The 21,882-nt window shown below is 43.2% G+C and carries 17 protein-coding genes; 7 read left to right on the forward strand and 10 right to left on the reverse strand.

Going from position 1 to position 21,882, the window contains the following annotated elements; all coding sequences use genetic code 11:
- Positions 1–92: 92 nt before the first annotated feature.
- Entirely contained in the window at positions 93–1,676 is a 1,584-nt protein-coding gene (locus tag ACEZ3G_RS10670) for a thiol-activated cytolysin family protein (RefSeq protein WP_432425475.1), read from the reverse strand.
- Between the two features lie 309 nt (positions 1,677–1,985).
- On the opposite strand from ACEZ3G_RS10670, the gene ACEZ3G_RS10675 reads away from it, so the two are divergent.
- The 4 genes from ACEZ3G_RS10675 (at position 1,986) to ACEZ3G_RS10690 (ending at position 7,108) form a co-directional block, all read left to right on the forward strand.
- The gene (locus ACEZ3G_RS10675; protein ID WP_432425476.1) at positions 1,986–3,875 is read left to right on the forward strand and encodes a tetratricopeptide repeat protein; all 1,890 of its coding nucleotides are present in this window, start codon (positions 1,986–1,988) and stop codon (positions 3,873–3,875) included.
- A gap of 164 nt (positions 3,876–4,039) precedes the next feature.
- Positions 4,040–5,335: a S8 family serine peptidase gene (locus tag ACEZ3G_RS10680; protein WP_432425477.1), complete on the forward strand. Its 1,296-nt coding sequence runs from the start codon at positions 4,040–4,042 to the stop codon at positions 5,333–5,335.
- A gap of 85 nt (positions 5,336–5,420) precedes the next feature.
- Complete coding sequence (locus ACEZ3G_RS10685) at positions 5,421–5,828, forward strand: thiol-disulfide oxidoreductase DCC family protein (RefSeq protein WP_432425478.1); 408 nt, start codon at positions 5,421–5,423, stop codon at positions 5,826–5,828.
- 8 nt (positions 5,829–5,836) lie between these two features.
- The gene (locus tag ACEZ3G_RS10690; protein WP_432425479.1) at positions 5,837–7,108 is read left to right on the forward strand and encodes a mechanosensitive ion channel family protein; all 1,272 of its coding nucleotides are present in this window, start codon (positions 5,837–5,839) and stop codon (positions 7,106–7,108) included.
- On the opposite strand, the gene ACEZ3G_RS10695 is transcribed toward ACEZ3G_RS10690, so the two are convergent.
- From ACEZ3G_RS10695 to aroC, 7 genes are all read right to left on the reverse strand, one after another.
- A complete protein-coding gene (locus ACEZ3G_RS10695) occupies positions 7,088–7,891 on the reverse strand; it encodes an alpha/beta hydrolase (RefSeq protein WP_432425480.1) in 804 nt (267 codons plus the stop codon). The two genes, ACEZ3G_RS10690 and ACEZ3G_RS10695, sit on opposite strands and share 21 nt — an antisense overlap.
- A complete protein-coding gene (locus ACEZ3G_RS10700; RefSeq protein WP_432425481.1) occupies positions 7,888–8,748 on the reverse strand; it encodes an alpha/beta hydrolase in 861 nt (286 codons plus the stop codon). The genes ACEZ3G_RS10695 and ACEZ3G_RS10700 overlap by 4 nt, the downstream gene beginning before the upstream one ends.
- Positions 8,748–9,911: a flavohemoglobin expression-modulating QEGLA motif protein gene (locus tag ACEZ3G_RS10705; protein ID WP_432425482.1), complete on the reverse strand. Its 1,164-nt coding sequence runs from the start codon at positions 9,909–9,911 to the stop codon at positions 8,748–8,750. The genes ACEZ3G_RS10700 and ACEZ3G_RS10705 overlap by 1 nt, the downstream gene beginning before the upstream one ends.
- Positions 9,908–10,735: an N-formylglutamate amidohydrolase gene (locus tag ACEZ3G_RS10710; protein WP_432425483.1), complete on the reverse strand. Its 828-nt coding sequence runs from the start codon at positions 10,733–10,735 to the stop codon at positions 9,908–9,910. Before ACEZ3G_RS10710 ends, ACEZ3G_RS10705 begins: the two co-directional genes overlap by 4 nt.
- The gene (gshB, locus tag ACEZ3G_RS10715) at positions 10,728–11,759 is read right to left on the reverse strand and encodes a glutathione synthase (protein WP_432425484.1); all 1,032 of its coding nucleotides are present in this window, start codon (positions 11,757–11,759) and stop codon (positions 10,728–10,730) included. The genes ACEZ3G_RS10710 and gshB overlap by 8 nt, the downstream gene beginning before the upstream one ends.
- Positions 11,760–11,871: 112 nt before the next feature.
- Positions 11,872–13,197 (reverse strand): dicarboxylate/amino acid:cation symporter, encoded by a 1,326-nt coding sequence (locus ACEZ3G_RS10720; protein ID WP_432425485.1) that lies wholly within the window; start codon positions 13,195–13,197, stop codon positions 11,872–11,874.
- A gap of 47 nt (positions 13,198–13,244) precedes the next feature.
- A complete protein-coding gene (aroC, locus tag ACEZ3G_RS10725; RefSeq protein ID WP_432425486.1) occupies positions 13,245–14,309 on the reverse strand; it encodes a chorismate synthase in 1,065 nt (354 codons plus the stop codon).
- Positions 14,310–14,573: 264 nt separating this feature from the next.
- On the opposite strand from aroC, the gene ACEZ3G_RS10730 reads away from it, so the two are divergent.
- Entirely contained in the window at positions 14,574–15,434 is an 861-nt protein-coding gene (locus ACEZ3G_RS10730) for a UDP-2,3-diacylglucosamine diphosphatase (RefSeq protein ID WP_432425487.1), read from the forward strand.
- On the opposite strand, the gene ACEZ3G_RS10735 is transcribed toward ACEZ3G_RS10730, so the two are convergent.
- A complete protein-coding gene (locus ACEZ3G_RS10735; RefSeq protein ID WP_432425488.1) occupies positions 15,423–18,332 on the reverse strand; it encodes an FAD-binding and (Fe-S)-binding domain-containing protein in 2,910 nt (969 codons plus the stop codon). The genes ACEZ3G_RS10730 and ACEZ3G_RS10735 overlap by 12 nt on opposite strands.
- Before the next feature lie 79 nt (positions 18,333–18,411).
- Between ACEZ3G_RS10735 and ACEZ3G_RS10740 the strand changes: the two genes are divergently transcribed.
- Together ACEZ3G_RS10740 and ACEZ3G_RS10745 are read left to right on the forward strand one after the other, a co-directional pair.
- Entirely contained in the window at positions 18,412–18,921 is a 510-nt protein-coding gene (locus ACEZ3G_RS10740; RefSeq protein WP_432425489.1) for a hypothetical protein, read from the forward strand.
- Between the two features lie 95 nt (positions 18,922–19,016).
- Positions 19,017–20,150 (forward strand): thioredoxin-like domain-containing protein, encoded by a 1,134-nt coding sequence (locus ACEZ3G_RS10745; protein WP_432425490.1) that lies wholly within the window; start codon positions 19,017–19,019, stop codon positions 20,148–20,150.
- A gap of 76 nt (positions 20,151–20,226) precedes the next feature.
- Here ACEZ3G_RS10745 and ACEZ3G_RS10750 read toward each other — a convergent pair whose 3' ends face one another.
- Complete coding sequence (locus ACEZ3G_RS10750; RefSeq protein WP_432425491.1) at positions 20,227–21,864, reverse strand: hypothetical protein; 1,638 nt, start codon at positions 21,862–21,864, stop codon at positions 20,227–20,229.
- Positions 21,865–21,882: the final 18 nt, after the last annotated feature.

Below are 21,882 nucleotides of genomic sequence, written 5' to 3' on the forward strand. Positions count from 1 at the left end.
TCGTATATGATTTTATGTGATTACTAAAAGGAAACAGCCGACCACAGGTTGTTGAACCCACAACCTGGGTGGCCGACTGATTGTCCCAAATCTTACAATTCTTTCACGGAAACCTCGGTACACACCCCTAATACCCTCTTCGAACAGTAGGCTTCATAATATTCGTTACTATTGACATAACCAACGTTGAATTCCCCAAGTGTTTTCCAGACAATGTCCCACACCTGAAATTGAACCCTTACATTGTATGCCCCATCTTCTGGACTTAAGGAGTAATTGACGTTCTTGTCATCTAGTTTTACCCAATCTGAATATTTTTGTACATCGTCATTTTGCTCGAAATATGAAAAGCGATACCGAAAACTGTTATTGGCGGTCCTTTTTGCATAAATACTCTTATGTTCATACGGAAAACTGCCGCACGTGGTAACACTGTAATCGGTATTATAGCCCATTTTAGCTATTTGGTTGTCACGCAAATATTTTACCGTATAGCCAATAGGCGCGCCAGGATTGTCCCTGCTGTACAATGCTCCTTCGGCAATAACATAATGCAGTCCGCCTTTGCCCTCTTCTACCTCGCTTCCCGTGATGACCTCGGTCGCTACTTGGGCATTACCGCCGATGGTCACAATATTGATGGTAGACTCTTTTATGACCTTTTCAAAATCGGCGTCTATTTCGATTGTAGCTCCCTTTTTTGCCGTTTTGTATTCCAAGACAGCTTCAAGGTTTACATCGGTTTCGGTATCGGTAGTCTCTAACCGCATCATGATTATTCTTCCGTATTGTACGGAGCTTACATAGGCCGGCGGGCTTTCGTTCGAAATGGCCGATTGCGCCATTGCCAAGCTCACGTCGCTGCCAAAAACCGCAGCGGGACTTTCAGGTGTTTCCATGGTAACATCATAAAATACTTGGCGATATAACAGTGTGGCGACTCTTTTTTCGGTCGTTTTGGTATAGTTGAATTGCGATTCGAAGGATGAGCCTTTCGACCATTCGGCACTGACACCTAAATCAAGGCTCATTTGCTCACTGCTATATACATTGGTCTTTTCGAAATAGGTATCTGAATCGATTTCATATCCTTGCGGCTGGATGTCCGAATTCCAATATTCAAGCGCTTCGTCGATACCGGCCTGCGTATTCTGATAATTTGGTTCGGAAATGGTAATATTGCCCCCCTCGCCGATACCCGGAAGCTCCACCCGTAGTTTGGTCGGGGCCTTGGAGATTTGTAAAGGCAACGGAGACCCTTCCGATAATTGACGATTTGCGATAACAAGAGCACCGGGATAGATAACACCGGCCGTGGGATCGAACATCACTACATCTTCGAAATTCGACCTGATATTATAGTCGACCGTTCTACATTCGGTAACCTCACCTTTTACAACATTGCGGTCTAGATCGGTATTCGTTTCATCTGTACCCGTGCTACCCTGCACATTCAGAATTTGGTCCTGATCGTAATTCAAGTTCGAAATATGTGCATTAATGGCTTCAAGGTCTTGACTTGCTTCTTCAGGATCCTTGTCGCCATCATTGTCCCCACCGTTTTCTATTGGCGGATCAACAGGGTTATCTTCTTTGCTACAAGAGACTGCCGTGAGAAGCGACACGCTCAAAATTAGGAGAAAGGTTCTCTGTACTACATGATCGATTGTTTTCATAATTATTTGGTTTTAAGAGATTCAACACCCCAAACCTAGCATAGAAAACAGGCCTACCCTAATTTTTGACATGGACAAAGTATGGACAGCAAGCATGGATTTTGCCAAAAAAGGGCATGGACATTCCAAATTTAACCGTTGGAGAAAAACATCAGAAATCCCAATAAATACAACGCCTAACACAACATGATTCAATATAGATCTATTTTATTTTTATGGACTTTCTATGGACAACAAGAAAATGAATGCTTGCTTGTAGTCATAATCGCTTGTAATATTTGTTTACCTTGGCAATAAATCCATTCAAGTATGAAAACATCGATTTTTACCAGTTTAATCATTTTCTTTTGCCTTCAGATTACAATCGCTCAAGACAGGGTTGTAGTTGACAGTTTGCATCAAGTCTTGTCGAACCACCCGAACAGAGATTCAATTCGAGTCGATATACTTACCGAATTGCATGAAGAATTAATGTTTTCTCAGCCGCTATTAGCGAAAAAATATGCTCAGGAAGAGCTAAGTATTTCCAAAGAAATTGATTATAAAATGGGGATTGGCAAAGGCTATATGCATTTGGCCGATTTTTTTGTTAATAGAAACAGTACCGATTCGGCACTCTACTACTATAATAACGCAAAGCAACTTTTTACTTCTATCAATAAGGCCAGAGGTCTAATTTTCGTAAACTACTCTATTGCCGATATTGAAAGAAGCAATGGAAATTTTGATAAGGCGATCGATATCCTGCAACAAAATTTGGTGCTAATTGCAGAAAATGAAACCCATCCAGATTTTGTCGCGAAATTGAATGCAGCGCAGCATAATACACTTGCCACTGTATACATGGACAAAGGAGACTATAAAATAGCTGTTATAGAAGCTCTCAAGGCATTGGATTTATTTACTAGGATAAATAATGAAGTTAGAAAAGCAGATGCACTGAAGTTACTAGGAGATTTGGAATATGCATTAGAGAATTATGAAAAATCAATAGAATATTTCAAAGAAGCTATTGCAACTTATCAAACTAACAATGATGATTTTTATCTAGCATATGCCAATGGTGCCATTGGTTTGGCATTCAAAGAACTAGACCAACTACAAGAAGCAAAAAAATACCAATTGGAGGCGATAAAATTAGCAAGAAAGAATGACGCGAATTTGTCTTTGTCAGAATCTCTAAACAACTTGGGCGAATTACTGATTCTAGAAGGCAATATTAAAGAAGCTAAAGCCAATTTTATGGAAGCTAGGTCAATTGCTATAAATGAAGATTTAAAGCTACCATTGATAGATGCCAACTTAGGTTTGTCTATGGCCACCATAAAAAATCCTGTAGAATCCATTGGGTATGCGACCGCCGGTCTAGAAATGGCCAAAGATATTGGCGCTATGAAAAGTGTACAGCGCGCGTTAAGCATTAGATCAAATATCTATGAGGAATTAGGTCGACTTAATTTGGCTATTAAAGATCAAAAAGGTGCTCAACATATTAATGATAGCCTTTTTACACTAAAAAAAGCACAACAAATCGAGGAATTAAAAACAATTCATGAAACCGAAAAAAAAGAAGCCGAAATCGCCCTACAGCAGGAAGAAATCAAAACTTTAAATGAAAAAGCGAAAGTCGACAAGCTCACCAAAGGACTCTATGCCGGGGGTATGGCCTCTGCCTTAGCATTGTTTGGTCTTTCTGTTTTTGGTTACCGTCAGCGTATCAAAAAGAACCGCATTGCCCGCAAAAAACAGGAAGAAATCTATAAACAGGAAATAGCACATAAAAAGAAAGAACTGGCCAGCCAGACCCTGCATCTAGTACAGAAAAACACTTTTTTGGAAGAGTTGAAAGAAAATCTAGAAAACCTTAAGAACTCCCCCGATAAATTCAAAATGGAGTTTCGGCGCATTGCCATGCTGCTCAAAAAGGAAAAGGCCTCCGATCGTGACTGGGAGACTTTCAAGACCTATTTCTCTGAGGTGCACAATGATTTTGACCAAAAACTGAAAACACTTTCCTCCGACATTACTGAAAAAGAGATTCGATTGGCAGCCTTTTTGCGCATGAATTTGACGACCAAGGAAATCGCGGCCACAATGAACGTATTGCCAGACAGCATTTTAAAATCGAAGTATCGATTGAAAAAGAAACTGGGACTTGATAAAAATACAGATCTCGTAGAATTTTTATCTTCAATATAAGTGAGTGCAGTTCGTCGAATTGTTGAAAAATACTACAGAATTCTTTTCTCGTCCCATTTATTCCTTTAACAATTCTTTTATATTTAACGTTGAATTTTTAACACTATGTTTAACCATTGTGCAGTTCATAACAATTTTTACTGCATAAACAACACTAATCATTTATGATGAAATTAAAGTTCCCCCTTAGGGTAGGTCTTTTGGCCCTATCAGCAATGGTGCTTTTCTCATGCACCAAAGACGAAATGACCACCGATTCCGAAGTTCTTGAATCCACGGCATTGAAAGTCGCTTCCCCATCCTCAGATGTCATTCCCAACCAGTACATCGTAATGCTTAAAAAAGATGCTACTGTAGACTTCAATGAAACAAAAATCCGAGGAAAGGCACTTGGGCTCCTTAGAAAAACAGGTATGGACGCGGAGGTTCGCAACGTTTACAGCCATGTTTTTTCCGGATTTGCCATGAAATTGAACAAAGGACAACTCAAAAAATTGGAGGATGACCCAGCCGTACTACGTGTCATGCCCGATGTCAAGGTGAGCCTACCTCCCATTATTGCGGCAAAAAAACCCGATAACCCCGGCAACGGCGGAGGTGGCGGAGGTACCACGGGCCAGACCACTCCCTGGGGCATTACCCGTGTGGGCGGAGCTGCTGACGGCACTGGTAAAACCGCCTGGATCATTGATTCCGGTATCGACTTGGACCACCCAGACCTGAATGGCGATGCGGGTAGAAGTGTTTCCTTTGTAGCGGGCGATGCCTCTCCCGAAGATGCCAACGGTCATGGAACGCACGTGGCAGGTACCGTTGCCGCACTTGACAATAACGAAGGTGTTGTGGGTGTTGCCGCCGGTGCCAGCGTAGTTTCCTTACGGGTACTGGGGTCTGATGGAACGGGAGATTTCTCTTGGACAATCGATGCTTTGGACCATGTGGTACAAAACGGAAGCAACGGCGATGTGGTGAACATGAGTCTAGGGCCAAAAACGCCCTATACTGATGCAGCAGTTGTTACCGCCACGCAGGCCGTTGGGCAAGCAGGCATCAAAGTGGCCATTGCCGCCGGTAATTCGTATGACGATGCCGCATTGTATTCCCCTGCAAATGCCAATGGCAATAACATATACACCATTTCGGCCATGGCTGAGGGCGATTACTTTGCCTATTTCTCAAACTACGGCTCACCAGTTGATTATATCGCCCCTGGATATCAAGTGGAATCTACTTGGTTGAACGGTGGCTACAATACCATCAGCGGAACCTCCATGGCATCGCCGCATGCCGCGGGAGTGCTTTTGTTGGGCAATCCTTCTTCTGACGGAACGGCCTCTGACGCTTATTGGGAAGTAAAAGGGCAATCGGCTACCGGCAATTACAGTGGCACCGATATTTTTAGAAGATCTGCTTTCAGACCTGATCCCGACAATGTAGACGAACCCATCATTGTTCGTTAGATACTAAAAATCTTTGTTTGATAAAAAGGTCACTTTAAAGTGGCCTTTTTTGTTTCCCAAAACGAGTAAGGCGTATCTTTGCACAATGGAAAGTAGCAAAAAAATCATTCTTTTTGACGGAGTCTGTAACCTTTGTAACCGCTCTGTTCAGTTTGTCATCAAAAGAGACAAAAAGGATGTGTTCCGCTATGCTCCGTTACAGGGAGAGTTTGGCCAAACGTTCATTTCGGAACGAAATATCGATACCTCAAAGATTGATTCCATCATTTTGGCGGAACCCGGAAAGGCGTATTACGTAAAATCCACCGCCGCCTTGGAAATCGCCAAACATTTGGGAGGCGCATGGCCGCTAATTTCAGTATTTACTTGGATTCCCGAAGGAATTAGAAATATCGTATACGATTTTGTTGCCCGAAAACGCTACAAATGGTTCGGCAAAAAGGATCAATGTATGGTGCCTACTCCAGCCTTAAAGGCCAAGTTTTTGGATTAATTGTTAGTATGGAACAACTATCACACAAAGTATATGATTATCTTGTCGAATCAGGACTATCGGACGAATGGGCCTCATACATCAATCTGGCAATACTTCTTGTCGGGTTGCTCATTGTATTGTTTGCAATCGATTTTGTATTGCGCAAAGTCTTGATAGGTATCTTTGCTCGTCTATCGGCCAGCTCAAAAACCCATTTTGATGACCTTTTGGTCAAAAACAAGGCGCCGAGAAACATTGCGCATATTATTCCCCTGATCATACTGTTCAAGGCCGTTCCCATTGTTTTCAGGGATTTTCCCGCAACGGAATCTTTTCTTTTGAAAACTATTGAGGTATTTGGCATTTTCCTCTTTTTGTGGATTGTCAAGAGCCTGTTGCACACCATTAGGGATTTTCTCAAAACCTTGTCAAATTTAAAAGACAAGCCAATTGACAGCTACATTCAGGTGTTCATGATTTTCGCTTGGGCCGTAGGTATCTTTTTTGCATTTTCAATAATTACAGGGATAGAACTATGGAAGTTTCTGACGGCCTTGGGCACGGCTTCGGCGGTTATCATATTGGTTTTCAGGGATACCATTTTAGGGTTTGTTGCCAGTATACAGGTTTCGATCAACGATATGGTGCGTATCGGCGATTGGATCACCTTTGATAAATATGGCGCCGACGGTGATGTAATCGAAATCAATCTCGCAACGGTAAAAGTCCAGAATTTTGACAAAACCATTACGACCATACCGACGTATGCCCTCATTTCAGATTCATTCAAAAATTGGCGCGGTATGGCCAATTCGGATGGGAGACGGATAAAAAGGGCGCTGATCATCAAACAGGAAAGCATTCGATTTCTTACTGAATCAGATATTGACAAGCTCTCAAAAATAACCTTGATCACCGACTATGTTCAAAAAAAGGATAAGGAGATAAAGGAATACAATACGAAGAAGAACATAGACAAATCGATATTGATAAATGGTAGAAACTTGACTAATATCGGTGTCTTTCGCAAATATATAGACACATATCTCAACAATGCTTCAGGAATAAACAAGGATATGATTATCATGGTGCGACAGTTGGAACCAACTTCACAAGGACTGCCCTTAGAAATATATGCCTTTAGTGCGGACAAACGCTGGCAAAACTATGAGTACATCATGGCAGATATCTTCGACCACCTTCTGGCGGCGATTTCCTTCTTTGACCTAGAAGGATTTGAACTGCCCAATACCTCTGATTTCAAGAATCGGCCCAATTCATTTGAAAAGCTCGTCTAAGGCATTAAAATAGGAGTCTTTGAAGTTATGTAGATCGTTATGGCCTCCGCTGTCGATAGCGAACAATTTCTTGGTTTGGGCCTGAGAAAGCGTATATAACTGTTGTCCGTGTTCAAATGGAACCAATTGATCATCGGTGCCATGAATAATGTAGGTCGGCATTTTGATGTCAGTTATATTACCTTCATTTTGAAACTTGAACTTTAACAACTGCTTTGATGGTAAAAACGGATATTCCCTTTTCGCAATGTTCAATAAACTGGTCGGCGTCGATTCGAGTATCAGCTGTGATGCTTTTGATGCCAAAGCAATGTGTGTTGCGAAAAATCCGCCCAATGACCTTCCGAAAACCGTTATTTTATCCTCTGGAAATTGTGACTTACAATAATTATAGAACAAATAACCATCATCGAGCATTAGGTTTTGCCGTCTTTTTCCGGTGCTTTTACCATATCCGCGATAATCCCAGATGACGACATCGTAATGGTAGCGTTCCGAAAGTTCTTGTGCCCAAGCACCCCAATCGTCCAATTCACCGGCATTGCCATGGCAGTATAGTATAACGCCATTCGGGTTCGGTTGCTTGAAATGGAGTCCGTTCAACACGGCTCCATCAGCAGCGGTAAGGAATAGTTCATCGAATTCCGTAGCGAATTGATAAACATGGTCTTGTGGAATTCGGGTGCTGTGGAAAATCAATTTTTCTTGAAAAAAGTACAACATGGTCAATAATGCGATTAACGAAAATAAGGCAAGCTTGAAAAAACGTTTAATAATTCTCATCTCACGTTTTTTCTTCTAAAATTAAGGCTGCTGGTTTTTGGGTCGATTTCCTTGGGAAGCTTGGCATGCAAAATCTCTTCCAAAAATCGATGGTATTGCGGAAAGGTGTGCAAATTATTGTGTCCGCCATCGATAACCGGATATAATCGGGTATACTTGGCATTTATCTTCGATAACTTAATGCTGGTCTTAAAGCGGATCAACTTGTCGTTCGTGCCATGAATTATTTTTATCGGACATTTTACATGCTCGATCCATTTGTATGTCTTGATAGGAAAGCGAAGCAAAATCGACATGGGCATGATCGGAAGGTATTTCTTGGCAATATGGCCCATACTGTAATACGGTGCATCTAGAATCAACATTCTGGGATTGTTTCTTGAAGCCAATTTTGTCGCAAATCCCGAACCTAAAGACCTTCCGTAAAGTACAATGTATTTTTCGTCGACCTGTTTTTTGAGTTCGTCATAAACATATTGCAGATCTCTTTTGATTCCCGCCTCTGTGCGCATACCCGTGCTTTTTCCAAACCCCCGGTAATCGACCATCAAGACATCAAAACCGTGTCGTGTGAAATCGATGGCAAACTTTCCCCATCCTTTCAAACTCCTTGAATTTCCTTTAAGGTATAAGACGATTCCTTTCGGTTTCCTGACCTTAAAATGTACTCCGTTCAGGTTTACGCCATCGGTAATTTCGATATTGTATTCATCAAAAACCTGGTTCTCGTATTTGAATTCAAAATCCTTCGGAAGTTTTTCAGGCTTGAAAATAAGGCGTTCCTGTAAAAAATACGCGATAATATTGAGAATCACGAACAGGCCGACAGCAATAGTTATGATGAGGCCCCAATTCACTATTTGAGGTTTTTAAGGATGAAATCAAGGGTCTTGTCCCTATTCAAACAACGGTCATAGGCATTGTTTCGATACGTAATCTTACGTGCCAACCCCACATTATAAAGTTCTTTGATGGCATCTTCATAATCCAATGAAACCTTACCTGTCAAAAGGTTGTCCATAGACACCTCTTTCCTATAACGGTTATAGATCTTTCGAAGCCCGCTCAGGTAGAGTCTGTCTTTCGTAAACCCACCTCCCCTGTGCGCCCGTAAGGTAATCGAAAAGGCATCGTCACGGTTCAATTTGTATTGATTGTGAATGAGGTCGAACGTGTCTGAAAAACTATAACCTTTTATTAAACTATCGGAAGCTAAAACCCTGTAAGCCAATTCTTTTAACCTTTTTAAACTTAATGCCCCGCACATGTATTCGCTGAAAACGGCCAAGCCTTCTTGGGTTTCCACGTTATTCGGCAAACCGTTGGAAAATATTTTCAAGGGTTGCAACAATCCGTTAAAAGTGGTCACCAGATGTACCCCGATCTCGTGGTTCGTCAAAGTCAGGATTTGATTCTTGCTGAACTTCGCATTTTTCTTTATCAACAGGCTTTGGGTGGCATTGCTGACCATCGCATCTGCCGCAATATGGGTTGAAAACTTAATGTTCAGCGGAAAATCATATTGTCTTGCAAAATCCTCAAAATAGATTTTGGCCTCTTCGGCCCCCAAGGTTTTTTCCATATCAACAGAGGCCGGTGCATTCTTGAAATGTAAAATGAACTTGGCGTTTTGTACATCTTTTTCCGTAGGCGTACCGTAGACCCGCAACGAATTGTAATGGAACTTTCGCTTGTCCCCTATCGATTCGATGCACTGTATCATGTTGGAATAGTAGTAAATGGTGTCTTGATACAATTTTCTTATCCCATCGTCTTCGATGCGCTCCAAACGTTGCGAAAAGAACAAACGGTGTAATTTATAGGGGTCGAACCTTAGCTTAGGATAGCGAAATTGTGGCTCCTCGGTATATTTTGAGGCAAAAAACCGATGCTTTTCTTTTTCGATATTCTGAGGGTTCACATAGTTGAGAAGCTCAATACGCCTGACCAACCTATCAAGATTGGCATCTATTTCAAAAACATCGGCATATTCATGCCTTATTTCAGTCTTACTTATCATAGCCTTGTTCTTTCAAACGCTGCGACCTGTAAAGGTATGATTTCCTTAAGTTGTTCCTCGACCGATCGTACCACTTCAGGATAAATTATGCCCGAAAGCTCATCACAATACACTTTTGAAATTTCCGTGGCGAGAACCAAGGTATTTGCGAAATTCTTGGTGATGTATTTCAAGAAATAACCGTTGCCTTGAAAAGTATCGTTGATTTTTGAGGTAGATTCAATATTATTGGGCAATTGCATTCCGCCTAATTTTTGGCTCCAAGCCATAGCAAGTTCTCCAAAACGGCCATTGTCGATATTTGCCGTGCCCAAATTCCAAACGGGAACGCTCCTCTCCCATCGTTTCCAGTTGTAGCTATGCATATCGAAAACGAGTGCCTTACCATATTTGTGCTCGATCTTTCGCAGAAGGGCATGAACTATTTTGTAAAAATTGGCATGTTTTGAAAGACTCTGTTCCATTTCATTTTTAGATAACGGATTTTTCCAAAGTCGCTTGCCCCATGCATCCTCATAAATAGCGGTTTCGGGCGGCCTGTTCAAATCGTATTCGAAACGGCTGTCGCACCCTGCGATAACGATAGGGTGCGACCGCACCATTTCTTTTGTGCAAGGGTCTTCTTCATACCATCGTTCATAATCGGTATGGGTACAGTTACCCCAAAGTGATTTTCGAAATTGGTGTCCGTCATGTACCGCACCACAGATGTACGGAGCATAGTGCTCGATCTTCAAAGTAAGCGAATAATCGTTCGAAACGGCTTCAAACGGAATTTCGTTCTCGATATTCGAGATAATATTTTCTATGGATAGTCTATGCATTTTCGACCTCATCGCGTAATCGGGCGCGTCTTTGAAAAGCCTTTAATTTGTCCATCACCTTACTTTCCACAAAATCAATGACCTTTGCCTGGATCTTTGTTTTGTACACCTTGTTCATATAGGTTATTCCGCCAGGGGACATTACATTGACTTCGACCAGTTTGCCGCCGATAACGTCGATACCGACGAAAAAGAGTCCGTCCTTGACCAATTTAGGACCTATCTGTTTACATAAGGCCTTTTCGCCCTTGGTCATATTGTGCCTGGCTATCGACCCTCCGGCCGAAACATTGGAACGATGGTCCTCGGTACCGGGGATCCTTCTCATGGCGCCTATCGGCTCACCGTTTAGCAGAAGTATCCGAACGTCGCCTTGGTCAGCGCCCGCTATATATTCTTGAAGTATAACATAGTTCGACGTTCCATCGGAATTGGTGACATAAAAATCGAGCAAGGATTTTATACTGCTCATCGCGGATTTTTCGATCAGTATCACCCCTGAACCCCCAAAACCGTTCAAAGGCTTCAAAATCATCTTATCGGATTTCGATTCCTTTATCTGCCGAATGAGATAATCCTTGTTTTTCGAAACATGGGTCTTGGGTATAATATTGCTATGCGAATCACCAAAAGCAGCGGTATATAGCTTGTTATTGGCCTCACGAAGTCCTTGAAGCGAGTTCATGATAAAGACATCATCTTTGACCGAATCCAAAAAGTTCAACATTATGGGGTCCAAAGGCGGATTTGCCCTCATGAAAATCACATCAAAACCCGCAAGGGGCAGCATTTCTTCGCGCAGGGTCGCCTGTTTATAAAATGACTTCAAACTTCCTGGCACCTTATCCATTCGGTTGATTACGGTGCAAAATGCATTTGTCACACTATTTCGTATCGTCAAATTCGCAGGGCTGCAAATGGCGACACCATGTCCACGTCTCACACATTCATGGATCAAGGCCAAGCTCGTGTCATTCTCGGCATCGATTTCGCTCCATGGGTACATCAAAAAACAAATGTTCATCGGCTTCTATTTAAGGATATTGCCAAGAATATGGAAATTCGTTCAATTTCATAGTGTTATCTGACAATCAAGGTTATTCGTTGGAAAACTTTACCGCCCACACCTGTCGCGGTTATCTTACCTCGTCCAAATGGTCGTCCCATTCCTGCGGATGGGGTTCTCCCAATTTTCCAACAGACTTTGCCACAATTGTGGCTACCGTGGCGTCTCCCGTAATGTTGATTACAGTTCTCAGCATATCCAGTGGCCTGTCCACCGCAAATATCAAGGCCAAACCAATGGCATATTTGTCCGCGGGAAATCCTACGGATTCCAAAACGATGACCAGCATGACCATACCGGCGCCGGGAACGGCGGCGGTGCCTATCGAGGCCAATAGTGCCGTCAATACAATCGTAAGCTGTGCAGTCAACGGAAGGTCAAAACTCAATGCCTGTGCAATGAAAACAGCTGCAACACCCTGATATAGACTGGTGCCGTCCATATTGATCGTCGCACCGACCGGAAGCACGAAACTCGATACTTCTTTGTCCACTCCAATATGCTCTTCGACCCTTTCCATGGTTACGGGCAATGTGGCCGCACTTGAGCTGGTCGAAAAAGCCAATAATTGCGCCGGACTCAACTGCTTTAAGAACCAAAAAGGGTTCTTTTTCGCAAAAACCGAAACCAGCACACAATAAAAGACGACCATCAAAAACAGGCCAAGCACAACAACACCCGCATATTTGAGCAAGGCCAACAAGATTTCAGGGTCACTGGAGGATACCACTACATTGGCCAATAACGCAAATACGGCCAAAGGTGCCGTCAACATGATCAAATCGACCATTTTAAGAACCACATCGTTCAGCGCATCAAAAAAATTCTTTAAGGGCCTTGCCTTTTCCTCGCCTATCAATAACATCGAAATACCCATAAAAATGGTAAAGAAAATGACCTGTAGCATCAATTGATTATTGCCGAGCGCCGCAACGGCATTATCGGGCACCATGTCTTCCAAAAACTTCAGCGGACCGCTTTCTTTTTGTCTAGTAGCTTCCTCCAATTTCGAAACTACGCCACTATCGGAAGCATATGTCGCCGTCAGCTTATCAATGGTTTCATCTGAGATACCATTACCCGGCTGTAATATGTTGACGAGCATAAGCCCCAGGATTATGGCAACCGTAGTAGTACCGATATAAATGCCAATAGTGCGAAGCCCGATATTCCTGAATTTTGAAATATCCTTTAAATCGGATATTCCCTTGATCAAAGATGCTAGAATAAGGGGTATTGCTATAAGCTTTAGAAGTTTGATAAAGATCGTTCCGAAAGGGCTTATCCAATCGACCACAAAATCCTTTCCCCATTCGGGATAGGTCATGGCAAAGCCGAACACTAATCCCAATACCATACCGATCAGAATCTTCCAGTGTAATTCGAGTTTTCGCATTTAAGTCTGGTTTAGATGGGTAATATACCAATTTGAGGTGAAAACGCCTACAATTTTGAGGTTCGCCCCAGTAATTTGAAATCTGCCAATACCAAGGCCGTCATAGCCTCGACGATCGGCACTGCCCTGGGAACCACGCAAGGATCGTGGCGGCCTTTACCTTGTGTTTGTACCTTATTGCCCTTTTTGTCGATAGTCTCATAGGGCTGTATGATCGTGGCGACAGGTTTAAATGCAGTATTAAAGTATATATCCATTCCATTGCTTATACCTCCCTGAATACCACCACTATAATTCGTAATAGTGCTTCCATCGGAATTGAATTTATCATTGTGCGCGCTACCTTTCATTTTCACCCCTTCGAAACCGCTGCCATACTCAAATCCCTTGACGGCATTGATCGACAGCATCGCCTTACCGAGTTCGGCATGCAGCTTGTCGAAAACAGGTTCGCCCAAACCAACAGGAACATTTTGCGCTACGCAAGTGATAATACCGCCAATGGTGTCGCCTTCTTTCTTGATCGCTTTGATATAGGCTTCCATTTTCGAGGCCATTTCAAGATCTGGGCAACGAACGGGGTTGGATTCCGTCAACGACAAATCGAGCTCGGTATATTTTTTTCCCAGCTTCATATCGCCCACCTGAGAAACGAAGGCGTTGATCTTAATATCTTTTAAAAACTGTTTGGCGATAGCGCCTGCCACCACCCTACTTGCCGTTTCTCGGGCCGAACTTCTACCTCCACCGCGATAATCCCTGAAACCATATTTTTTGTCATACACAAAATCGGCGTGCGAAGGGCGGTACGAATCTTTGATATGCGAATAGTCCCTTGATTTTTGATTGGTATTGTGAATCGCGAAACCGATGGGCGTACCTGTAGTTTTTCCTTCGAATATCCCCGAGTAGAATTCAACCGTATCGGGTTCCTTTCGTTGGGTAACGATGGCCGACTGTCCAGGTTTTCTTCTATCCAATTCTTTTTGAATGGCATCCAGGTCTATCTCCACACCGGCAGGGCATCCGTCCACAACTCCACCAATGGCAACCCCGTGCGATTCGCCAAAAGTTGTCAATTTAAAAAGATTACCAAAAATGTTTCCGGGCATTCGTAAAAGCTAAAGGGTTAGAAGACAAACGGGCAGTCTACAAATCCATTGAAACAACCGCCCCTTACCTCTTTTAAATATTTTCAAAATGTTCCCTCAAAGGTAAATCTTAAAAGAGAGATAGAAAAATTTACCCCGTGCTTAATGATGTCTTAACAAAGACAGCGATTATTAATACAGAATTAACCATACCGTCATGAAATCATGATTTTGCACAATCGTTCAATTATACCGAAGGGTTTAGTTTTGTGAAAACTATTTTGATTGAAAAAACGAAGGATCGATATTGCCGTTATATCAGATGTTCACCTAGGAACCTATGGTTGCCATGCCGACGAACTCATTATATACCTGAACAGCATTCAGCCCAAACGATTGGTTTTGAACGGCGACATTATCGATATGTGGCAATTCAACAAACGCTACTTTCCTACTACCCACATGAAAGTACTTCGAAGACTGATCGAAATGGCATCGAAAGGCACCGAGGTGTACTACATTACCGGAAATCATGACGAGACCCTTAGAAAATTCAGCGACACCTCAATGGGCAACTTACACATCGTGGACAAATTGGTCCTAAACCTGGACGGCAAAAAGGCTTGGTTCTTTCACGGGGACATTTTTGATATTTCGATTCAAAACGCAAAGTGGCTTGCCAAACTGGGCGGCTATGGGTACAACCTGCTTATTGTTCTGAACAGGGTCGTAAACTGGGCGTTGCAAAAAATGGGAAGTGAACGCTACTCCTTGTCAAAAAGAATAAAGAACAGCGTCAAGGGTGCATTAAAATACGTGTCCGATTTTGAAAAATCGGCGATTGAATTGGCAATCGAAAATGAATATGACTATGTCATATGTGGTCACATTCACCAACCGAAAAAAGAAATAAGAACCACAAAAAAGGGAGGTTGCATGTATTTGAACTCCGGCGATTGGGTAGAAAACCTGACCGCACTTGAATATTCCTTCAAACGGTGGAAAATATACCAATATAGTCATGACAAGCTTTCACCATTCTTTGCCGATGTCGAATTGAAGGATATGGACATGCAAGAATTGCTGGCCTCGATAATGGCTGAAAAAATGCAAAACGAAATGAAGGGCGAATCCCTATTGGACTAAGGCGTTCTTAAGGATCGATATCGGGTGCTTGGCCTTTCTTTTTGTGCCGTCGAAAATTTGATGCCTGCAACTCGTTCCATTTGCGGCGATCAATACATCACCGTCGGTTTTGTCGATGGCCGGGAATAATTTTAAACCGCCAATACGCATGCTCGTTAGGTAGTGTTCCTTTTCGTAACCGAAGGAACCGGCCATTCCGCAACATCCCGAGGCAATAATGGAAACCTCATAGTTCACGGGCAGGTTCAATATATCAAAGGTAACCTTTTGATTGCTCAAGGCCTTTTGGTGACAATGATTGTGAATCTTGACTTTTTGGGACTTTGAAGTGAATAGATCCGGTGTAATCTCCCCGACTTCGATTTGCTGCGCTATGAATTCCTCGATCAGAAAACAATTTTTTTCCATGTCGTCCGTGACATTTTCGGGCGACAAACGCCTATACTCATCCCTGAAGGTCAAAATGGCGGAAGGTTCCAATCCGATTACGGGTATTTTTTCATCCGCAAATTTCTTTAGCATGGGAATATTCGACTGGGCGAGTTTTTGGGCCTGCCTTAAAAAACCTTTCGAAAGGTGGGCGCGCCCGCTTTCGGCATAAAAAAGCTGCACGTCGTATCCCAAGCCCACAAGCACCTCAATGGCGTCCTTGCCGACCTCAACATCCAAATACCGGGTAAACTCATCAATATATAATATTATTGATTTTCTTGTATTAACTTTTTCATTTTTAATCGATAAGAGATGTTTATCGAAATCAAAGCTGTAAATTTTTGGGAAACTGCGTTCCGCAGCCACTCCCGCCAATTTCTTCACAAGCCGCCCTATTATCTTTGAAGAATAGACGGCGTTTACAATGCCAGGGGCCTTACTTGCCCATTTGTTCAATCTATGGTTATTGGCAAACAACTTCGCCCGCATTGAATAGCCATTGGTTTCTTGATATTGGTATTGGAACTCCGCTTTCAGGGCGGCGACATCGACATTGCTGGGGCATTCACTCGAACAGGCTTTGCAACTCAGGCAAAGGTCGAAAACCTCTTTTAGTTCTTTCTGGTCAAATTTGTTCGGCCGTTCAGAAGTTGTCAAAAATTCACGCAAGGCGTTTGCCCGACCCCGAGTTGTATCCTTTTCGTTTTTCGTGGCGTGATAGCTCGGGCACATGGCCCCGGCCATGTGGTGGGTTTTTCTACAATCACCGCTTCCGTTGCATTTTTCAGCCGCTTTGAGTATGCCCTGGCTATCTGAAAAATCAAGCAACGTCCCGATATTTGGCTCATTGCGGTCTACCTCGTAACGCAACGAACGGTCCATGGGATAAGCGTCAACGATCTTACCGGGATTAAAGATATTTTTCGGGTCAAAATAGGACTTTATCCGCTTTAATAGTTCATAATTCTCCTCGCCTATCATCATCGGGATGAACTCGGCCCTTACAATGCCATCGCCATGCTCCCCGCTAAAGGACCCCTGATATTTCTTGGTCAGCTTCGCAACGTCGGTCGTAATCGACCTGAACAAGGCAACATCGTTTGATTTTTTCAGGTTCAGAATCGGTCTCAAGTGCAGTTCCCCCGCACCGGCATGGGCATAATAGACCGCTTCTTGTCCGTAATCTTTCATTATGTTTGTGAACTCACCTATGAAATCTTCAAGGTCTTCTAGAGCGACCGCGGTATCTTCGATACAGGCAACCGCTTTTTTATCGCCCACGATATTTCCTAATAGGCCCAGACCCGCCTTTCGAAGCTCCACGGCCTTGTTGATATCTGCATCGCGTAAAATCGGACTGGCATAACTGCGACCTGATTTATCGATGGTCTCCAAGAGGTTTTGCAGTTGGCCGTCAAGTCCTTCTGGCGAAGAGTCCCGAACCTCCAACATCAATAAAGCCGCAGGATCCCCTTCGACAAAAAAGCGGTTTTTCAATTGCTCCCGATTATTTTTGGTACAATCGAGAATAACCTTGTCCATCATTTCGCAAGTATGCAGGTCATGCCCCATTACAGGGGCGACATCTGCCAGGCAATGCTCCAAGGTTTCGTAATGCGTGACCACCATCGCCGACAAATTAGGCGGCAAATCATCTAATTGTACAGTGATTTCGGTCGTAAAGGCCAATGTTCCCTCACTGCCGCAGAGCAGTTCACAAAGATTGATTTCAGGTTCATCACCTCCAAACCGTTCGTATTTTAAGAGGGCGTCGACCGCATAACCTGTATTTCTACGATGTATTTCCGTTTTTGGAAATTCTCTTAAAATGTTTGATTGTATTTCTTTGTTTGTTAATTCATTAAATACATTTCTATAAATAGATGCTTCAAATGTATTGTCGTACTGTTTTCGATTGAAACCATCATCGGAAAGCTTCTTGAACTCGACCAGGTTTCCGTCCGAAAGTATGGTTCGCATAGATACCACTTTGTCTCGGGTCACCCCATATTGTATCGATGTAGTCCCCGAAGAGTTATTACCCACCATGCCGCCGATCATACAACGATTGGATGTAGAGGTATTCGGCCCAAAAAAAAGTCCGAACGGCTTTAAATACTGATTGAGTTCGTCACGAATGACACCGGGTTGCACGGTAACCTGTTTTTTTTGTTCATCGAGATGGATTATGCGCGTAAAATAGCGCGATACGTCCACTACGATTCCCTCTCCTACACATTGCCCTGCCAAAGAAGTACCCGCTGTTCTCGGTATAAGTCCCACATTATTCTTTTGGGCGAACCGAACCAGTTTCTTGATGTCTTCAATTGTTTTTGGAAATGCCACTGCCAAAGGAATCTTACGGTAGACTGAGGCATCTGTGGCATAAAGCGCCGTAGTCAACGCATCCGTTTGAAGTTCACCTTCTAGTTCATTCTTTAATTCTTTGAGTAAATATTTGGTCACCGTTGAACAATTTTAAAGGCTAAAGTAAGTTTTTACTCTTGAACCCTATGTTTTAAAATTAAACTTAATTCTAGACTATATGAAAATCACGAAAATCATTCCATTAGTTATTTTCTTTATCGCTTTGAGCGTCAGAGGCCAAGAGATTTCAGATCACGCCATAGGACTGCGCTTGGGCGATAGCGACGGCTTCGGTGCCGAAATTTCATATCAAAAATCACTTTTTAGGTACAACCGGTTGGAACTTGATCTTGGATGGCGCGACCATCGTCAATACGACGCCATAAAACTTGCCGGTGTTTTTCAATGGATCCATAGTATCGATGGCAATTTCAATTGGTATTACGGTGTCGGAGGCGGTGCCGGAAGCGTCAACTTCGATCCCGTTGCCGCCAACCTTGGTCCTGCGGTCGAACCCGAAGGAGGATTGTTCGTATTTGCTGCCGGAGATATAGGAATCGAATATAATTTCGATTTTCCGCTTTTATTGTCGTTGGATATCAGACCTGAAATCGGGGTTGTGGGGTATGGAAATTTTTCCGATCGTTTCGATTTTGACGTTGCCCTCGGCGTTAGGTATCAGTTTTAAGAGTCACATACTTCATCGAAAGTCCTGAGGATTTAATTTCAGGACTTTTTTTATATCCGCTTATATCGCTATTTTTGTCGCTTAAAACGCATTAGATGAAAAAACCAATATTGGTCACGGCAATTGCCTTATTACTTTTGGCCTGTAGTCAAAAACCTCAAGGATATACCATAACCGGAAATCTCACGGGTGAAGTTGAAAACGGCACCCAGGTCTTTTTGAGGAAAATGGGCGAAAATATGGTTCCCGTAGATGTAGACACCACTACCGTTGAAAATGGTATGTATGTCTTTAGCGGAGAGCCCGTTGACGCACCTGAAGTACACTATGTCTTTATCGACAAACTCCTGGGCTATTCTCCGGTAATCCTCGAAAACAGTGAGGTAATGGTCACCGCACATAAAGATAGCCTGGGGCTGCCTAAACTGGCGGGCGGGCCACAAAACGGCTTTTTTGCCGATTATATGGAAAATTCCCAGGCCATATCAAGTAAGGTAAGGTCGATCCAAGAAGATTATCAAAAGGCCGCCTTGGCAAAGGATGAAGCCACAACGGTAGCGTTGAACGATGAAATGAACGACCTTCAAGATGAAGCCCGGGAGTTTGATGTCAACTTCATTAAAGAAAATCCTGATGCCTTGATATCTGTTTTGCTATTGGAACGGGTAATCGCTTCAAGGATGTTCCCCATGGATGAGGTTCAAACCCTTTATGATGGACTTTCCGAGAATATGCGGAAAACGGGAACGGCAAAAAAGGTATTGGACCAACTCGAAGAAATGAAGTTGATGGTAGAACGAGAGAAAAGTACTGAAATCGGCGCTAAAGCCCCACTCTTCTCAGGCCCAACGCCAGACGGTAAGGAATTGGCCCTTGCAGATGCCATGGGCAAGGTCACCCTTGTTGATTTTTGGGCGGCATGGTGCAAACCTTGTCGGGCCGAGAATCCTAATGTACTGAAGGTTTACAATAAATATCATAATAAAGGACTTAATATCGTAGGTGTTTCGCTGGACAGAAAGGCAGAGGATTGGAACAAGGCAATAGCCGATGACGGATTGGTCTGGAGCCAGATTTCTAATTTGGCTTATTTCAACGATCCCATTGCCAAACTCTATAATGTAGACGCCATACCCGCAGCATTTCTTTTGGATGAGAACGGGGTCATCGTCGGCAAGAATTTACGGGGTGCCGCCCTTGAAGAAAAGGTAGCGGAGCTATTGAATTAGGGCCGAAGCCCCAAGAACGGAAAATGCCCCGACCAAAATTGGTCGGGGCATTTTGTTTTGAATCTTATCTACTGTTTTAGAATTTATTACGCACGTCAAGAAATTGGCCTTTGACCGTTACATTACCTGATTTCTTTACACTACCAAAAATGTTTGCCTCTGAACTTCCACCTAAAAATTCAATGGTGGAACCATCTTCCAAAATCAAGTCCCCGTAGATATTCAGATTGCCTTCTACCCTTAAAGTGGCATTTTTACCTAAGGTAATGTTCTTTCGCTTGTTATTACGACCTACCGACAAAACTCCGTTCATTTCGAACAATCCGTTTTCGTTTATGAAATTACTGTTGTTGGTTGTCCATGATCCGCAAAGCAGCAGAGAACCGTCGACCGTTATACTGTTGAACCTTTTCGCACCACGGTACTCTTGGGTTTCTCCTTGCGCGACGACCAAATTGGAACTTCCACTATAAGCGGGCAGTGATGCGCACCGGGTCACAAGGCTTTCATTGGGCCTGTTCAATTTGATGACCTGCAGACCTTCCTTGCCTGAAGCGGCAAAAATATAGTCATCTTTGGAGGCCACAAAATTGATCGATCCATTAAGTTCGATGATACCTACCAAATCGGTATTGTTGCCTTGGTCTTCCGATAAACTTAGACCGGCACCACCGTTCGCCATCAGCAATACTTCCTGGTTCAACGCTACCGCATTCGTAACAATATCGCTTTCTGCAACTCCCTCTGGGTTTACCAAAATGGGCACGTATTCTATCAATGAACCTGTATTCGGGTCGTATATACCGGCACCGTTAGACCCCTCGGACACCACGATCCTGTCACTTGAAAAGTCCAAGGTTCGTTTTGAAGCGCTGCCAAAGTCTGAATCTATGGTAATTTCACGAACGGTCTGTAGGTTGGCATCCAATAGGTCGACACCTTTACTGGCATCTAAAACGGCAATGGAACTTCCGTTTAAAGCGACAGAACGTAGATCTGCAAAGGGCGCCGAGTTCTGAACGGTCATATCAGCCTTGTTATAAACGGTTAAAAAACCATCTCTTCCACTGGTGACAAGTACCGAATTTGAGGTAACCCTAACATCGTTTGCGTTAAAACCCTCTTGAAATCCATAGACGATATTACTTGTGTCCAAATATCCATATGAAGCCCTTATCTTGGCAACAAACGAATTACTCGTGGCCCTTACCGATTTCTCTGAATCAACACCCCCGACCGCATAAACATATCCGTCGTTATAGGTAATCGAGTTAATGTCGGCATTTACGTAGTACAGGCGAGACCTTACCCTTGGCCGGTTCGGATCCCTTACATCGATGATATCGATGCCACCGACATAGGCATCTTCGACCGTATTGTAGGAAACATAGGCATAGTCGCCTTCCACAAATACATGTGAGGCCGTTAAGTTCTCCCCACCGTTGAACGATGGCGGTGTTATTTGGGCCACAAGGGTCAACGGATAATCACCGGCCTGCCCGTTTTTTGCCGTTGGCGAAAACTTGCCCGTCAGGCTATTTTCCTCAAAGATATCGAGTACTCCAGAATTATCGAAGACGACACTGTTTTCAAGCACCGTTTCGCTATTTTCCATCAAAGTATCTTCGGTGGGGTCGCTATAGACCGTAGTTTCGTCACTACAAGAAAGAATAATAAAAACTGCTGCTATTGCCGCTATGGAAATTTTTTTCATCACTAAGTAGGTTTACTA

It is taken from the genome of Meishania litoralis (assembly GCF_042611095.1).
GTDB lineage: Bacteria > Bacteroidota > Bacteroidia > Flavobacteriales > Flavobacteriaceae > Meishania > Meishania litoralis.

Bases quoted from the DNA above. Each gene is read 5' to 3' on its own strand.
- ACEZ3G_RS10670 (WP_432425475.1), bottom strand. From the start codon at position 1,676: ATGAAAACAATCGATCATGTAGTACAGAGAACCTTTCTCCTAATTTTG.
- ACEZ3G_RS10675 (WP_432425476.1), top strand. From the start codon at position 1,986: ATGAAAACATCGATTTTTACCAGTTTAATCATTTTCTTTTGCCTTCAG.
- ACEZ3G_RS10680 (WP_432425477.1), top strand. From the start codon at position 4,040: ATGATGAAATTAAAGTTCCCCCTTAGGGTAGGTCTTTTGGCCCTATCA.
- ACEZ3G_RS10685 (WP_432425478.1), top strand. From the start codon at position 5,421: ATGGAAAGTAGCAAAAAAATCATTCTTTTTGACGGAGTCTGTAACCTT.
- ACEZ3G_RS10690 (WP_432425479.1), top strand. From the start codon at position 5,837: ATGGAACAACTATCACACAAAGTATATGATTATCTTGTCGAATCAGGA.
- ACEZ3G_RS10695 (WP_432425480.1), bottom strand. From the start codon at position 7,891: ATGAGAATTATTAAACGTTTTTTCAAGCTTGCCTTATTTTCGTTAATC.
- ACEZ3G_RS10705 (WP_432425482.1), bottom strand. From the start codon at position 9,911: ATGATAAGTAAGACTGAAATAAGGCATGAATATGCCGATGTTTTTGAA.
- ACEZ3G_RS10710 (WP_432425483.1), bottom strand. From the start codon at position 10,735: ATGCATAGACTATCCATAGAAAATATTATCTCGAATATCGAGAACGAA.
- gshB (WP_432425484.1), bottom strand. From the start codon at position 11,759: ATGAACATTTGTTTTTTGATGTACCCATGGAGCGAAATCGATGCCGAG.
- ACEZ3G_RS10720 (WP_432425485.1), bottom strand. From the start codon at position 13,197: ATGCGAAAACTCGAATTACACTGGAAGATTCTGATCGGTATGGTATTG.
- aroC (WP_432425486.1), bottom strand. From the start codon at position 14,309: ATGCCCGGAAACATTTTTGGTAATCTTTTTAAATTGACAACTTTTGGC.
- ACEZ3G_RS10740 (WP_432425489.1), top strand. From the start codon at position 18,412: ATGAAAATCACGAAAATCATTCCATTAGTTATTTTCTTTATCGCTTTG.
- ACEZ3G_RS10745 (WP_432425490.1), top strand. From the start codon at position 19,017: ATGAAAAAACCAATATTGGTCACGGCAATTGCCTTATTACTTTTGGCC.
- ACEZ3G_RS10750 (WP_432425491.1), bottom strand. From the start codon at position 21,864: ATGAAAAAAATTTCCATAGCGGCAATAGCAGCAGTTTTTATTATTCTT.